The organism is Actinomadura chokoriensis (genome assembly GCF_041463665.1).
In the GTDB taxonomy this organism is placed as follows: domain Bacteria; phylum Actinomycetota; class Actinomycetes; order Streptosporangiales; family Streptosporangiaceae; genus Spirillospora; species Spirillospora chokoriensis_A.
Window position 1 is genome coordinate 224808 of record NZ_JAXCEJ010000006.1, and the last position, 14388, is coordinate 239195.

Sequence of the window (14388 nt, forward strand, 5' to 3'; positions counted from 1 at the left end):
CTCCTTGATCGACGGGAACCGGACCGCGATCCATGAGGCCAGAGTCACCGGTCGCCGTTCAACCGGTTTTCCCGTCCTGGAGGGGTTCATCACCGTTTGCCGGGCGGCGTTCGGTGAGGCCGAGCCGGTCCAGGTGCCGCAGCAGGGCGACGGCGACACGGCGGCCGGTGGCCAGGGCGTCGCCGGCCTGGCCGGGGGTGAACGGCTGCGGCAGGCCGTTCAGGACGCGCAGGGCCTCCCGGTCGGCGCCCGGCAGCAGGACGATGTCGCCCTCCCCGCCGCCGTCGCCCCCGCCCTCGCCGTCGCCCTCGCCGGCGGGGATGCGCAGCACGGCGCCCGCGCGCTCGGCGGCGCCGAGCAGCTCGGCGGTCAGGCCCAGCTCCTCGAGGCGCTCGGCGGACGGCGGCGCGAACGGCGCGTCCGCGAGATCGGCGCGGAGCCGCTCGACGGCGCCGGCCCATGGCGGCGGCGGTGCCTCGGCGATCGCGGTGGGGGCGGCCGGGCGGGGCTCGGGGTCGGGCGCGGGGTCGGGGCCGTAGACGCGTCCGGCGTCCACCCGCAGCGGCGGCCGGACGAGCGCGGTGACGAGCTGCCGGGCCGGGAGGCCGAGCCGCAGCCGGACGGTCTCCAGCGGGATGCCGGGGGCGTGCGGGCTGCCCGCGGCGTGCCGGGACGTCTCCGCGGCGAGGCGCTCGAACAGCGACGACCAGTGCGCGGGGTCGGCGACCCATTCGCCGTCCAGCGCGACGGCGTCCGGCGGCGGCGCGCAGCCCATCAGGGCCAGCTCCGAGCGCCGCAGCACCCCGTGCCGGCGCAGCACGATCGTCCCGTCCGGCCGGTCGGGCCAGGACGCCAGCTCCCGGGCGCGGGCCGCCCCCGCCCCGCGGCGCACGAGGGTCGGCGGCCGGACGTCCAGGACGCTCACCCCCGCGATCGAGCGGCGCGCCGGGTCGCGCAGGACGCCGGTGTCGCCGAGGTGCAGGGCGAGGCGGGTGTTCAGGGTCAGCCGGGCGGTGTCGGGGCCGAGGGGACGCAGCCGGACCGGGACGGCGGCGGCGCCGACGTGCAGCGTCATCTGCCGCGCGAGCCGCCCGGACGCCTCGCCGAACCGGGTGCGGACGTCGACGCAGGTGGTGTGGGTCCAGGAGCCGGGCGTGACGAGGGCCATGCCCACGCCGACGCGGCCCGCGTCGCGGAGCGTCAGCACGACGCGCGAGACGCCGCCGACCGTGTCGCACGGCTCGCCGGCGCAGCCGATCGTCCGGACGCGGACGCGTTCCGCGGCGGGCATGAGGAGCAGTTCGTCGCCCACCGCGACCGTCCCGGCGGGGAGGGTGCCGGTGACGACGGTCTGGCGGCCCGCGGTGAAGGCGTGGTCGACCCACAGCCGCACGGGGGCGGCCGGGTCCGGGACGGGCAGGCGGGCGGCGAGGCGGTCGAGGGCGGCGGCCAGCTCGTCGACGCCGGCGCCGGTGACGGCGCTGACGGCGACGGCCTCCGCGCCGGCCAGCGCGGTGCCGGCGAGCCGCTCGCGGGCCTGGCGCAGCGCCGGCCGGGAGTCGGCGGCGTCGGCCTTGGTGACCGCGAGGACGCCGAACCGCACGCCGAGCGCCGCGAGGGCGTCCAGGTGCTCGCCGGTCTGCGGCATCCAGCCCTCGTCGGCGGCCACGGCGAGCAGCGCGGCGGGCGCGGGCGCGGCGCCCGCGAGCATGGCCGGGATGGACCGCTCGCCGCCGGGGACGTCGACGAACGCCGCGCGCCGGCCCGAGGGCAACTCCGTCCAGGCGCCCGTCTCGCCCGGCTCCTTGCCGGTGAGCGCGCGCACGAGCGCCGTCTTGCCGTGCCCACCGTGACCGGCGGTGGTGACGACCTGCATCAGCGTCCTTTCCGGGCCGAGACTCGGAAGGCCGTGCGGGGAGATGCGTCGCGGGGGTTGCGCAGACGAAGGTCCACGGAAGGCAACCCTAGGGACGCCGGGGCCCCGCGTAAAACCCGACCCGGCCCCGACCCCGGCGCGGAAAACCCCACTGACCTCACGTGAACCACAAACGACCAGAAACCGCCATCGGTTCAGCTCCGTCTGAAACCGACATCGCCCGTGCCCTCCGCCCCCGCGTCCGCCGGACCGTTCGGCCCCGCCGGCGGCATGGCGAAAATCCCGTCCCTCTATAATTACTTAACCTAAGTAAGTAAGGGCACGGCAGAGCACGGGGCCGCGCGGCCGGAAACCCGCCGCGACCGGACGTCATCGATCGCATCGGGGAGGTCTCGCATGACCGGCGCCCAGACCACGGCGCGCACTGCGGCCGGGCACCCGCCCGCGGGCTCGGCCAGCACCGGCCGCACCCTGCTCGCACTCGCCGCCGCGGGGATGGTCGTCTCGGTGCAGCAGACCCTCGTGCTGCCGCTGCTGCCCCAGCTCATGCACCGCTTCGACGCCCCGATCACGGCCGTGACGTGGGTGTTCACCGCGTCGCTGCTGGCCGGCGCGGTCGCCACCCCGCTGCTGACGCGGTTCGGCGACATGTACGGCAAGAAGCGGATGATCCTGCTCGCGCTCGTCCTGCTGCTGATCGGCTCGGTGATCTGCGCGGTGTCCGGCTCGCTGCCGGTCCTCATCGCCGGGCGCACCCTGCAGGGCGTCTCGGTCTCGCTGATCCCCCTCGCCATCGGCATGATCCGGGACGCGTTCCCGCCCGATCGGATCATCACCGCGATCGGCATCGTCAGCGCCACCATGGGCGTCGGCGGCAGCGCCGGCATGATCGTCACCGGGCTGATCGCCGCCCGCACCGGCAGCCACCATCCGGTGTTCTGGATCACCGCCGCGCTGGGCGCCGCCGCGCTGGCACTGGTGGCGGCCTGCGCCGGCGACACCGGCGCCCGGTCCGGGGGCCGGCCCGACATCGCGGGCGCCGTGCTGCTCGCCGCCTGGCTGGTCTGCCTGCTGCTCGGCATCAGCCAGGGCAAGGCGTGGGGCTGGACGTCCGGCGGCGTCCTCGGCCTGTTCGGCGCGGCCGCCGCGCTGTGCGCGGCGTGGGTCGCGGTCGAGTCGCGGGTGCGCGCCCCGATGGTGCGGCTGAACCTGCTCGTCGGCGCGCGGTCGCTCTCGGTGAACCTCGTCTCGGCGCTGCTCGGCTTCTCGATGTTCGCCGCGTTCACACTGATCGCCGGGTTCGTCCAGGCGCCGTCCGCGGAGGTCGGGTACGGGCTGGACGGCTCGGTCCTGGACGTCGGCCTCTACATGCTGCCGAGCACCTTCACGATGCTGGTGTTCTCGGCGCTGGCCGGGCGGATCGCGGCGCGGCTCGGCCCCGCCTACACCCTCGCGACGGGGTCGGCGTTCGCGGGGCTGTGCTACGCGTGGCTGGCGGTGTCCAACTCGCACGTGTACGACATGCTCGCGTTCAGCGCCATCCAGGGCGTCGGGTTCGGGATCGCCTACGCGGCGCTCGGCACGCTCGCCGTCCAGCACGTCCCGATGGACCAGAGCGGCATCGCCAGCGGGGTCAACTCGCTCGTCCGCACCACCGGCGGCAGCGTGGCGGGCGCCGTCACCGCGTCCATCCTGGCCGGGCGGGTGCTCGCCGGGACCGGGACCCCCACGCTCGCCGCGTACGAGCTGTGCTTCTGGATCGTCGCGGCGAGCGCCGCCATGGCCGCGCTCATCGCCGTCGTGCACGCCCGCCGGCACCCCCGCTGACGGCCCCTCGGGGGTCGCGGGCACGGGGGCCGCGCGGCGCGGGCCCTTGACGAACCGGCCCCGCGCCATGCCCTATAGGGGGTGCGGCCCGAATCGCGAACCGGGCCTCAGCGCAGACCAGGGCCACGGAGCGCGCCACGGCCGGGGGCCCGCCACCGGGAGGACGACATGGGCGCCTACGGAGCCGCGTACGAACGCAGCATCGCCGACCCGACCCGCTTCTGGGGGCTGGCGGCGCGCGACGTCCGCTGGCTCGTTCCGCCGGACCGGGTGCTGGACGACGGGGCGCCGCCGTTCTACCGCTGGTTCACCGGCGGTGAGCTGAACACGTGCGACAACGCGCTCGACCGGCACGTCGAGGAGGGCCGCGGCGACCAGGCCGCGCTGATCTACGACAGCCCGGTCACCGGGACCGTGCGCACCTACACCTACCGGGAGCTGACCGGCCTCGTCGCGCGCTTCGCCGGAGCGCTGCGCGCGCAGGGCGTCGACCGCGGCGACCGTGTCGTCATCTACCTGCCGATGGTGCCGGAGGCGGTCATCGCGATGCTGGCGTGCGCGCGGCTCGGCGCGGTGCACTCGGTCGTCTTCGGCGGGTTCGCGGCGCGGGAGCTGGCGGTCCGCATCGACGACGCCCGGCCGAAGGCCGTCGTGTCGGCGTCGTGCGGGATCGAGGCGGGCCGGATCGTCCCCTACAAGCCGCTGCTCGACCAGGCGCTCGAGCTGGCCCGGCACAAGGTGGAGCGGTGCGTGATCCGGCAGCGCGAGCATCTGCACGCCGACCTCGTCCGGCCGCGGGACGTGGAGTGGGACGAGGCGGTCGCCGCCGCCGGGCCGGCCGAGTGCGTGCCCGTCGCCGCCACCGACCCGCTCTACATCCTGTACACGTCCGGGACGACCGGGCGGCCGAAGGGCGTCGTCCGCGACAACGGCGGCCACGCGGTGGCGCTGCGCTGGTCGATGGAGAACGTGTACGGCGTCGGTCCGGGCGAGGTGTTCTGGGCCGCGTCCGACGTCGGCTGGGTCGTCGGGCACTCCTACATCGTGTACGCGCCGCTGCTCACCGGCTGCACGACCGTCCTGTACGAGGGCAAGCCGGTGGGGACGCCCGACGCGGGCGCGTTCTGGCGCGTCGCCGCGCAGCACCGGGTGAAGGCGCTGTTCGCCGCGCCGACCGCGATCCGGGCGATCAAGAAGGAGGACCCGGAGGGCGCGCTCCTCACCGGGCACGACCTGTCCGCGCTGGACACGCTGTTCCTCGCCGGGGAGCGCCTCGACCCCGACACCTACCGGTGGGCGTCGCGCATCCTGGACCGGCCGGTCATCGACCACTGGTGGCAGACCGAGACGGGATGGCCGATCGCGGCGAACCCGCGCGGGCTGGAGCCGCTGCCGGTGAAGGCGGGCTCGCCGTCGGTGCCGGTGCCCGGCTACGACGTGCGGATCCTCGCCCCGGACGGCTCGCCCGTCCAGCCCGGCGACGACGGCGACATCGCGATCCGGCTGCCGCTGCCGCCCGGCACGCTGCCCACCCTGTGGCAGGACGACGAGCGGTTCGTCGAGTCGTACCTGACGAAGTTCCCCGGGCACTACCTGACGGGCGACGGCGGGCACATCGACGAGGACGGCTACGTGTGGGTGATGGGCCGCACCGACGACGTGATCAACGTGGCGGGGCACCGGCTGTCCACCGGGACGATGGAGGAGGTCATCTCGTCCCACCCGGCCGTCGCCGAGTGCGCGGTCATCGGCGTCCACGACACGCTCAAGGGGCAGGTTCCGCGCGGGCTGGTCGTGCTCAAGAGCGGGGTCCTCGCCGAGCCGGGGGAACTGGCCGCCGAGCTCGTCGGCATGGTGCGCGAGCAGGTCGGCCCCGTCGCCGCGCTCAAGGAGATCACGGTCGTGCAGGCGCTGCCGAAGACCCGCTCGGGCAAGATCCTGCGGGGCGTGATGCGGGGCATCGCCGACGGCCAGGACGTGACGGTCCCGTCCACGATCGAGGACCCGGAGGTCCTGGACGAGCTGCGTCCGGTCCTGCGCCGGGCCTAGCGAGCGGCAGTCCCTTCAGGGGCGGGCCCAGAAGCGGTGAACCTAGGAGCGGCGGCCGGTCCGCTTCGGCCACAGCGCCGCCACCAGGCATACGCCGGTCGCCGCGACGACGACCTGCAGGACGGTCTCCCAGGGGCTCCAGCCGCCGTCCCCGAGTCGCAGCACCTGGGCGAGCCCCGTCCCGGCGAACGCCGCGACGACGCCGGCCAGTATCAGCAGCCAGGCCGGCATGTCCGGCCGGCCCGGCGCGAACAGCCGGCCGAGAACCCCGATCACCATGCCCAGGATGACGGCGGCCGCGACCCCGGCGATGGTCATGTGCGCTCCTCACTCCCCCGCCCCGGCCGGGCCGGGCGCCCGGAGCCCTACCCGCGTCCCGGGCGGCGACACGGGCGGCGACACGGGGGGCGACATGGGGGCGGGGTCAGCCGACGACGAGCGTCCGCCGCCCCCGGGGAACGAGCTCGCCGACGACGGGGGCGCCCGGGATCTCCCCGGCGACGAGCAGCCCGCCGGAGGTCTGCGCGTCGGCCAGCAGCAGCCGCTCCTCCTCGGCTATGCGGCGGAAGTCGGTGTGCGGGGACACCCACGACAGGTTCCGCCGCGTCCCGCCGGACACGAACCCGTCCCGGACGGCGGCCCGCGCCCCGTCCAGGTAGGGGACGGCCGAGGCGTCGACGACGGCCGTGACGCCGCTGGCCCGCGCGACCTTGTACAGGTGGCCGAGCAGCCCGAAGCCGGAGACGTCGGTGGCGCACACGGCGCCGCGCTCCAGGGCGGCGAGCCCCGCCTCCGCGTTGAGCCGCGTCATCGTGTCCACCGCGTGCGGGAACACCTCGCCGGTCGCCTTGTGCCGGGCGTTGAGGACCCCGATGCCGAGCGGTTTCGTCAGCGACAGCGGGACGCCGGGGCGGCCGGCGTCCAGCCGCAGCAGCCGGTCGGCGTCGGCGACGCCGGTCACGGCCAGGCCGTACTTGGGCTCGGGATCGTCGATGCTGTGCCCGCCCGCGATCGCGCAGCCGGCGAGGGCCGCGACGTCCCGTCCGCCGCGCAGCACCTCGCGGGCCAGTTCGGTGGGGAGCGTGTCGACCGGCCAGCCGAGCAGGTTCAGCGCCATCAGCGGCTCGCCGCCGACCGCGTAGACGTCGGAGAGCGCGTTGGCGGCGGCGATGCGGCCCCAGTCGTAGGCGTCGTCGACGACGGGGGTGAAGAAGTCGGCGGTGGACACCACGGCCCGGCCGCCGCCGATCCGCAGCACGGCCGCGTCGTCGCCGTCCGGCCCGCCGACGAGCAGGGCGTCGCCGCCGCCGGTGAGGCCGGTCACGACCCGCTCCAGCATCCCGGGCGGGATCTTGCAGGCGCAGCCGCCGCCGTGCGCGTACTGCGTCAGGCGGGCCACGGGGGCGAGGCGGGTCACCCGCATGATTTAACGCACAACTACCGCAAATGATCAAGGAACGGACAGTACGGGCACCGTCACCGAGGGGCGAACATCCCGTCCGACCAGCGCAGAAATCCAGCAAACCCTTGTCCGGACGACGCTCGGCATGATGCGATTCCCCTTTCTGCAAGTCATCACTTACTGCAAGGGGCGACATGGGGATTCGGGAACAGCGGGCCGAACTCGACGCGGCCGTCGCGGAGCAGACGGTCTGCACCAGCCTGGCCGCGACCGCGCGGGCGCACGGTGACCGGCCGGCCTACGCGGACCGTATCGACGGCGAATGGAGGACGCTGACCTGGGCGGAGACGCGGACCCGCGGGCTGGAGGCGGCCGCCGGGTTCGTCGCCCTCGGCCTCGGCGCGGGCGACGTCGTGGCGCTGATGATGCCGAACCGGTCCGAGCACGTCCTGGCCGACCTCGGCGCCGTGCACGCCGGCGGCGTCCCGACCACCGTGTACGCGACGCTCGCGCCGGACCAGGTCGCGTTCGTGGCCGGGCACTGCGCCGCCAAGTACGCCGTCCTGAACGGCAAGGACCAGCTCGACCGCTGGCAGCCCGTGCTGGAGCGGCTGCCCGAGCTGCGCAAGATCATCGTGGTGGACGCCGCCGCGTGCCCCTCCGGCGACCGCTACCTGTCCTGGGACGCCTTCATCGAGCTCGGCCGCGAGCGGCTCGCCGCCGACCCGGCCGAGATCGACCGCCGCTGGCAGGCCGTCAAGCCCGAGGACACCGTCACCCTGCTGTACACGTCCGGCACCACGGGCGACCCCAAGGGCGTCCTGATCACCCACTCGATGGTGCTGCACGAGGCGGAGATGGTGCAGCGCACCTCCGTGCTGCCCGAGCACCCGGCCGGCGTCTCCTACCTGCCTTTCGCGCACATCGCCGACCGCGTCCTCAGCTACTACCTGCCCATCCGCCTCGCCTCGCACATCCACTTCTGCCCCGACCCGGCCCAGCTCACCACGGTCCTCGGCGAGGTACGGCCGCACTCCTTCTTCGGCGTGCCTCGCGTCTGGGAGAAGATCATGGCCGGCATCCAGGCCGTCCTGTCCGCCGAGCAGGACGAGGCGAAGAAGCAGGCCGTGCAGGGCGCCCTCGACGCCGGCCGCGCCTACGTCACCGCCCAGGAGCACGGCAACACGCTCACCCCCGAGATCACCGCGGCGTTCGAGGCGGCCGACAAGGCCGTGCTCACCCCGATGCGCGCCCTCCTCGGCCTGGACCGCGTCGGCCAGGCCTCCAGCGCCGCCGCGCCCCTCCCCGTCGAGGTCGCCCGCTTCTTCGCCGGCCTCGGCCTGAAGATCTTCGACGCCTACGGGATGACGGAGACGACCGGCGCCATCACCGCCAACCTCGCCGACTCCTTCAAGCTCGGGACCGTCGGCCGCCCGTTCGCCGGCGTCGAGCTCAAGCTGGCCGACGACGGCGAGATCCTCGTCCGCGGCGCCACCTGCACCCCCGGCTACCTGCACCGCCCGGACGCCACCGCCGACCTGATCGACGCCGACGGCTGGGTGCACACCGGCGACGTCGGCCGCCTGGACGCCGACGGCTTCCTCACCGTCGTCGACCGCAAGAAGGAACTGATCATCACCGCGGGCGGCGAGAACATCGCCCCGTCCCTCATCGAGAACCACCTCAAGGAGCACCCCCTCATCGGCCAGGCCCTCGCCTTCGGCGACCGCCGCCCCTACGTCGTCGCCCTCATCACCCTCGACGGCGAGGTCGCCCCCGTCTGGGCCGCCGCCCACGGCATCGACACCACCGATCTCGCCGCCCTCGCCGACCACCCTCTCGTCCAGGAGGAGGTCTCCAAGGCCGTCGAGGACGCCAACGCCCGCCTCGCCCGCGTCCAGCAGGTCAAGAAGTGGCGCCTGCTGCCCGCCGAGTGGACCGCCGAGAGCGAGGAGCTGACCCCGACCCTCAAGCTCAAGCGCCGCATCGTGCACAGCAAGTACTCGCCCGACATCGACTCCCTCTACACCGACTAAGATCATCGGCGGAGGCGTGTGAGCGCCTGGTGGCCTCCCCGGCCTTCAAAGCCGACGGTCCCGAGGATCTCGGGACGGCGGGTTCGATTCCCGTACGCCTCCGCCACGGCCGTCCCCCCGCAGGTGCGGCGGGGGGCGGCGTAGTGTGGGGATATGCGTCGGCGGAAGATCGCCTACGGGATCATGATGGGGACGTGTCTCACGCTGTTCGTGCTGGCGTGGGCCGTCGTCCGGGACTGGTCGCACACCGCCGCGATCGTGATGACGGTGGTGGCGCTGGCCATCCCGCCGTTCGCGGCCGTGGTGGCGAACTGGAACATCGACCGCCGCGACTGAGCGCCCGCGGCCGGCCGCCCTCCAGGCCCCGCGAGGCCGACGAAAAGGACCAGAAAAAGGACACAGTGGTCCGAACTTTTCGTTACTCATTGGTTTTCGGGGTACCGTCGCGGCATGGGGCGGATCACCGTGCGCAGGCCCGTGCTGCGGCTGAGCACGACCGGGGCGCGGGGCCGCCGGCCCGACACGCTCGCCGTCGAGGAGCCGCTGGAGATCCGCGTCGCCGGAAAGCCGCTCACGATCACGATGCGGACGCCGGGGCACGACTTCGATCTGGTCGCCGGGTTCCTCGCGGCCGAGGGCGTCATCGGGGGTCCGCACGATCTCGTGGCGATGCGCTACTGCGCCGACACGGCGGAGCAGAACACGCTTGACGTCACTCTGGCGCCCGGCGTGTCACCCCCGGACGACTCGATGACCAGGGCGTTCGCGACGACGAGCGCGTGCGGCGTGTGCGGGAAGTCGAGCATCGAGGCGCTGCGCGCCGACCGGCCCTACGAGGTTTCCGGGGACCCGGTGCGGCTCGCGCCGGACGTGCTGGCGGTGCTGCCGGAGCGGCTGCGGGAGGCGCAGCGCGTCTTCGACCGGACGGGCGGGCTGCACGCCGCCGGGCTGTTCGGCGCGGAGGGCGGGCTGCTCGCCGTGCGGGAGGACGTCGGGCGGCACAACGCGGTCGACAAGGTCGTCGGGTGGGCGCTCCGGCAGGGGCGGCTGCCGCTCACCGGGACGGTCCTGATGGTGAGCGGGCGCGCGTCGTTCGAGCTGACGCAGAAGGCGATGGCGGCGGGCGTCCCGGTGCTCGCGGCGGTGTCGGCGCCGTCGTCGCTCGCGGTGGAGCTCGCCGAGGACGCCGGGATGACGCTGGTCGGCTTCCTGCGGGGCGAGACCATGAACGTGTACGCGGGGGCGGAGCGTATCGCCCTCTGACTGGCGGCACTTGTCATCACAGACCGAAGACCAAGCGGTAACTTGTTGGCTCGCCAGCAAGAAACCATGCGCCTCCGAGGAGTTGACTGCTCCCCCGACGGCATACGCGGCCTGCGGAAGCGAGGACTGCATGACGAGGCCCCTGACGGGCGGCGCACCGGCGTCCGGCATCGATGAGCGCCACCCGCCGATCAAGCCTCGGCGGGTGGCGTTCGACTGGTCGGAGACGCCCCTGCACTGGGTGCCGGACGACCCTGTCGCCACGCACATCATCAACTCGTTCCACATCGTGCTCCCCGAGGGCGAGAAGTGGTTCATCCAGTGCGTCAAGGACGCCCGTCCCTACATCAAGGACGAGCGCCTGCTGGAGGAGATCAAGGGGTTCATCGGCCAGGAGATGGTGCACGCCCGGTCGCACCAGGGCGTGCTCGACCAGATCCTGGCGGCCAACGGGATCGACGTCTCCAAGATCACGGACGCGGCGGCGAAGGGCAACGAGGAGCGGCCCGCGCATATGGCGGCGCTGAAGGACAAGAACCCGCGGGCATGGCGGCGCCGGCTGCGCTTCGAGCTGGCCGCGGTCGCCTCGATCGAGCACTACACCGCCGTCCTCGGTCAGTGGATCATGGACAACGAGCGGTTCGAGAAGGCCGGGGTGGACCCGACCATGCTGGACCTGCTGCGCTGGCACGGCGCCGAGGAGGTCGAGCACCGGTCGGTGGTGTTCGACGTGTACAAGGCCGTGGGCGGCCGCTACCCGACGCGCGTCGCGGCGTGGGTGGTGTCGCTGTTCTTCCTGTACTGGGCGCTGATCGGCGGGTCGCTGTACCTGCTCAAGCAGGACCCGACAGTGCGCAAGCGGGTGACGCCGCTGCGGGTGTACCGGTCGTACCGCCGGTCCGTCCGGCTGGGGCACGTGCCCGGCATCTTCAAGCTGCTGCTCGGCGAGGCGCCGGTCTACCTGAAGCCGAACCACCACCCGTCGAAGGTGTGCTCGACCCCGCGCGCGCTTGAGTACCTGATGCAGTCGCCCGCCGCGAAGGCCGCGGGCTACGACCCGTACTAGGCGCCCGCAAGACCCCGCCCGAGGGCCCGTACCGCCGCGCCGTACGGCCCTCAAGCTTTCCCGTGGCGGGGCTCACGCCGTGTCCGCTTGACCGTGTGACGATTCGGCGATTTATTACCAGGATGTCCAATAAAGCGCCCCGAACCCCTCCGGTCGGCAGGCGCCGGGTCCGCGGGGAAGGCGTCGACCTCGCCGTCCGCGAGCAGGGCGACCGGTCGCGGCCGACGGTGCTGCTCGTCCACGGCTACCCCGACACCCACGCGCTGTGGGACGAGGTGGCCGGGCTGCTCGCCGAGCGGTTCCACGTCGTCCGGTACGACGTGCGCGGCGCGGGCGCCTCGTCCCGGCCGTTCGGGCGCAGGCGCTACGCCTTCGACTATCTGATGTCCGACATGCGGGCCGTGCTGGACGCGACCGCACCCGAACGCAAGGTGCATCTCGTCGGGCACGACTGGGGGTCGATCCAGGGCTGGGAGGCGGTCTGCACGATGCCGGACCGCTTCGCCTCCTTCACCTCGATCTCCGGACCGTGCCTGGACCACGTCGGGCAGTGGATGCGGCGCGGCCTCGCCCGCCCCACGCCGGGCAGCCTCGGCCGGGTGGCGGGACAGGCCGCGCGGTCGGCCTACATCTACTTCTTCCAGACGCCGGTCCTGCCGGAACTGCTGTGGCTCGGCGGGCTGACCAGGCTGTTCACCCGCGCACTGGCCGTGGGCGAGGGCGTCGCCCCGCGGCCCGGCCACCCGGCGCGGACGATGGCGCGCGACGCCGCCGCCGGGGTCGGGCTCTACCGGGCGAACATGATGCGTCGGCTGCGCCGGCCGGCCGACCGGCGCACGGACGTGCCGACGCAGGTCATCGTCCCCACCAAGGACCTGTTCGTCTCGCCGCACCTCGTGGGCGGCCTCGGCGAGCGCGTCCCGAACCTGTCGCTGCGCCCCGTCTCCGCCGGGCACTGGGTCCCGCGCAGCCACCCGGGCCTCGTCGCGCGCTGGATCACCGAGCACATCACGGACGTGCAGGGCGGGCCCCTCACCGCCGCCGAGTCCCGGGCGCTCGACCGGGCGCGGGTGCGGCGGGCGCGCTGCGGCTCCTGACCCGCCTCGGCCCGGGCTGAGCACCGGCCGCCCCGGTACCCGTAGGGTGATCACCGGGAGGGATGCCGCATGCCGGACGCCGTGATCATCGGCGCGGGGCACAACGGGCTCGTCGCGGCCAACATGCTGGCCGACGCGGGCTGGGACGTGCAGGTCCTGGAGGCCCAGCCCGAGCCGGGCGGCGCCGTGCGCAGCGACCGGGGCGTCCACCCCGACCACGTCAGCGACCTGTGCAGCGCGTTCTACCCGCTCGGCGTGGCCTCCCCGGCAATGCGCGCGCTGGACCTCGAACGGCACGGACTGCGCTGGCGGCACGCGCCCGCCGTCCTCGCCCATCCGCTGCCGGACGGGCGCTGCGCCGTCCTCGAACGCGACCGCGACGCGACCGCCGGCGGCCTAGAAGCGCTCGGCGCGGGCGACGGCGAGGCGTGGCTGCGGCTCTGCGCGCTGTGGGATGAGATGGGAGAGGACGTCCTGCGCGCCCTGTTCACCCCGTTCCCACCGGTCCGGGCGGCGCTCCCGCTCGCGGCGTCGGTCCGCCGCGCGGGCGGGCTCCGGGCCGTGCGGTCGCTGCTCGCGCCGGTCCGCACGCTCGGCGAGCAGGAGTTCAGCGGCCCCGGCGGGCGGCTGCTCCTGGCCGGGGCGGCGCTGCACACCGACATGTTCCCCGAGTCGACCGCCGGGTCGGTGTTCGCCTGGCTGCTCGCCATGATCGGCCAGCGGCACGGCTGGCCCGTGCCCGAGGGCGGCGCCGGCGAGCTGACGGCCGCGCTCGTGCGGCGGCTGGAGTCGCGCGGCGGGCGCGTCCGCTGCGACACCCCGGTCGCGTCGGTCGTCGTCCGGGACGGGCGGGCGCTCGGCGTGCGGACCGCCTCCGGGGAGCCGGTGCGCGCCGCGAAGGCCGTCCTCGCGGACGTGTCGGCGCCCGCGCTCTACGGCGGCCTGGTCGGCTGGTCCGACCTGCCCCGCTCGCTCCGGGCGGACATGCGCCGCTTCGATTGGGACCACGCCACCTTCAAGGTCGACTGGGCGCTGTCGGGGCCCATCCCCTGGGCGTCCCCCGACGCCGCGCGGGCCGGGACCGTCCACCTCTCCCCCGGCATGGAGGCGCTGACCGACTACAGCGCGCACCTCGCCACCGGCCGCGTCCCGTCCGAGCCGTTCGCCCTGCTCGGCCAGATGACGACCGCGGACCCCGCCCGGTCCCCCGCCGGCACGGAGTCGGTCTGGGCCTACACCCACGTCCCCCACCGCGTGAGGGCCGACGCGGGCCCCGACGGCATCACCGGCGCCTGGGACGAGCGGGAGCGGACCGCCATGGCCGAGCGCCTGGAGAACGTCGTCGAACGCCTCGCGCCCGGTTTCCGCGCCCGTATCGGCGCCCGCCGCGTCACCGCGCCGCCCGCCTTCCAGGACCACGACGCGAACCTGCTGAACGGCGCGCTCAACGGCGGGACCGCACTGATCCACCAGCAGCTCGTGTTCCGTCCCGTCCCCGGCCTCGGGCGGGCCGAGACCCCGATCGCGGGCCTCTACCTCGCGTCCGCGTCCGCCCACCCCGGCGGCGGCGTCCACGGCGCCTGCGGGGCCAACGCCGCCCGCGCCGCGCTCGCCCACTCCGGCCCCGCCGGCCCCGTCCTCACCCCCGCGCTCAACGCGCTCCGCCGCCTGCTGGCCCCGTAGCCGGTTTTGCGGCCGCGGGGTTTTCCTCAGCGCCGGAACATGCGACCTTGACAGGAACGACCGGGCGGCGACGGCCCGGCGACCGGCAC

11 protein-coding genes and 1 tRNA gene are annotated in these 14388 nt (G+C 74.4%); 9 read left to right on the top strand and 3 right to left on the bottom strand.

Going from position 1 to position 14388, the window contains the following annotated elements:
* Positions 1 to 58: 58 nt before the first annotated feature.
* A complete protein-coding gene (locus SM418_RS13270; protein WP_371942191.1) occupies positions 59 to 1876 on the bottom strand; it encodes a SelB domain-containing protein in 1818 nt (605 codons plus the stop codon).
* Between the two features lie 396 nt (positions 1877 to 2272).
* On the opposite strand from SM418_RS13270, the gene SM418_RS13275 reads away from it, so the two are divergent.
* Both SM418_RS13275 and SM418_RS13280 read left to right on the top strand, forming a co-directional pair.
* Entirely contained in the window at positions 2273 to 3703 is a 1431-nt protein-coding gene (locus SM418_RS13275) for an MFS transporter (RefSeq protein ID WP_371942192.1), read from the top strand.
* 168 nt (positions 3704 to 3871) lie between these two features.
* The gene (locus tag SM418_RS13280; RefSeq protein ID WP_371942193.1) at positions 3872 to 5752 is read left to right on the top strand and encodes a propionyl-CoA synthetase; all 1881 of its coding nucleotides are present in this window, start codon (positions 3872 to 3874) and stop codon (positions 5750 to 5752) included.
* 42 nt (positions 5753 to 5794) lie between these two features.
* Here the strand turns inward: SM418_RS13280 and SM418_RS13285 are convergent, their stop codons facing one another.
* Together SM418_RS13285 and selD are read right to left on the bottom strand one after the other, a co-directional pair.
* Positions 5795 to 6070, bottom strand: a complete 276-nt coding sequence (locus tag SM418_RS13285) for a GlsB/YeaQ/YmgE family stress response membrane protein (RefSeq protein ID WP_371942194.1) — start codon at positions 6068 to 6070, stop codon at positions 5795 to 5797.
* A 106-nt stretch (positions 6071 to 6176) separates the two neighbouring features.
* Positions 6177 to 7169, bottom strand: coding sequence for a selenide, water dikinase SelD (selD, locus tag SM418_RS13290; protein ID WP_371942195.1), 993 nt, complete (start codon positions 7167 to 7169; stop codon positions 6177 to 6179).
* Between the two features lie 179 nt (positions 7170 to 7348).
* On the opposite strand from selD, the gene SM418_RS13295 reads away from it, so the two are divergent.
* From SM418_RS13295 to SM418_RS13325, 7 genes are all read left to right on the top strand, one after another.
* Complete coding sequence (locus tag SM418_RS13295) at positions 7349 to 9190, top strand: AMP-dependent synthetase/ligase (RefSeq protein WP_371942196.1); 1842 nt, start codon at positions 7349 to 7351, stop codon at positions 9188 to 9190.
* A gap of 10 nt (positions 9191 to 9200) precedes the next feature.
* Positions 9201 to 9296, top strand: a tRNA-Sec gene (locus SM418_RS13300).
* A gap of 47 nt (positions 9297 to 9343) precedes the next feature.
* Positions 9344 to 9526, top strand: coding sequence for a DUF3099 domain-containing protein (locus SM418_RS13305; RefSeq protein ID WP_371942197.1), 183 nt, complete (start codon positions 9344 to 9346; stop codon positions 9524 to 9526).
* Positions 9527 to 9640: 114 nt separating this feature from the next.
* Positions 9641 to 10453, top strand: a complete 813-nt coding sequence (gene fdhD / locus SM418_RS13310) for a formate dehydrogenase accessory sulfurtransferase FdhD (RefSeq protein WP_371942198.1) — start codon at positions 9641 to 9643, stop codon at positions 10451 to 10453.
* Between the two features lie 130 nt (positions 10454 to 10583).
* Positions 10584 to 11519 carry a metal-dependent hydrolase gene (locus tag SM418_RS13315; protein WP_371942199.1) on the top strand — a complete coding sequence of 312 codons (936 nt, stop codon included), beginning with the start codon at positions 10584 to 10586 and terminating at the stop codon, positions 11517 to 11519.
* A gap of 122 nt (positions 11520 to 11641) precedes the next feature.
* Positions 11642 to 12616, top strand: coding sequence for an alpha/beta fold hydrolase (locus SM418_RS13320; protein WP_371942200.1), 975 nt, complete (start codon positions 11642 to 11644; stop codon positions 12614 to 12616).
* A gap of 69 nt (positions 12617 to 12685) precedes the next feature.
* Positions 12686 to 14299, top strand: coding sequence for a phytoene desaturase family protein (locus SM418_RS13325; protein ID WP_371942201.1), 1614 nt, complete (start codon positions 12686 to 12688; stop codon positions 14297 to 14299).
* Positions 14300 to 14388: the final 89 nt, after the last annotated feature.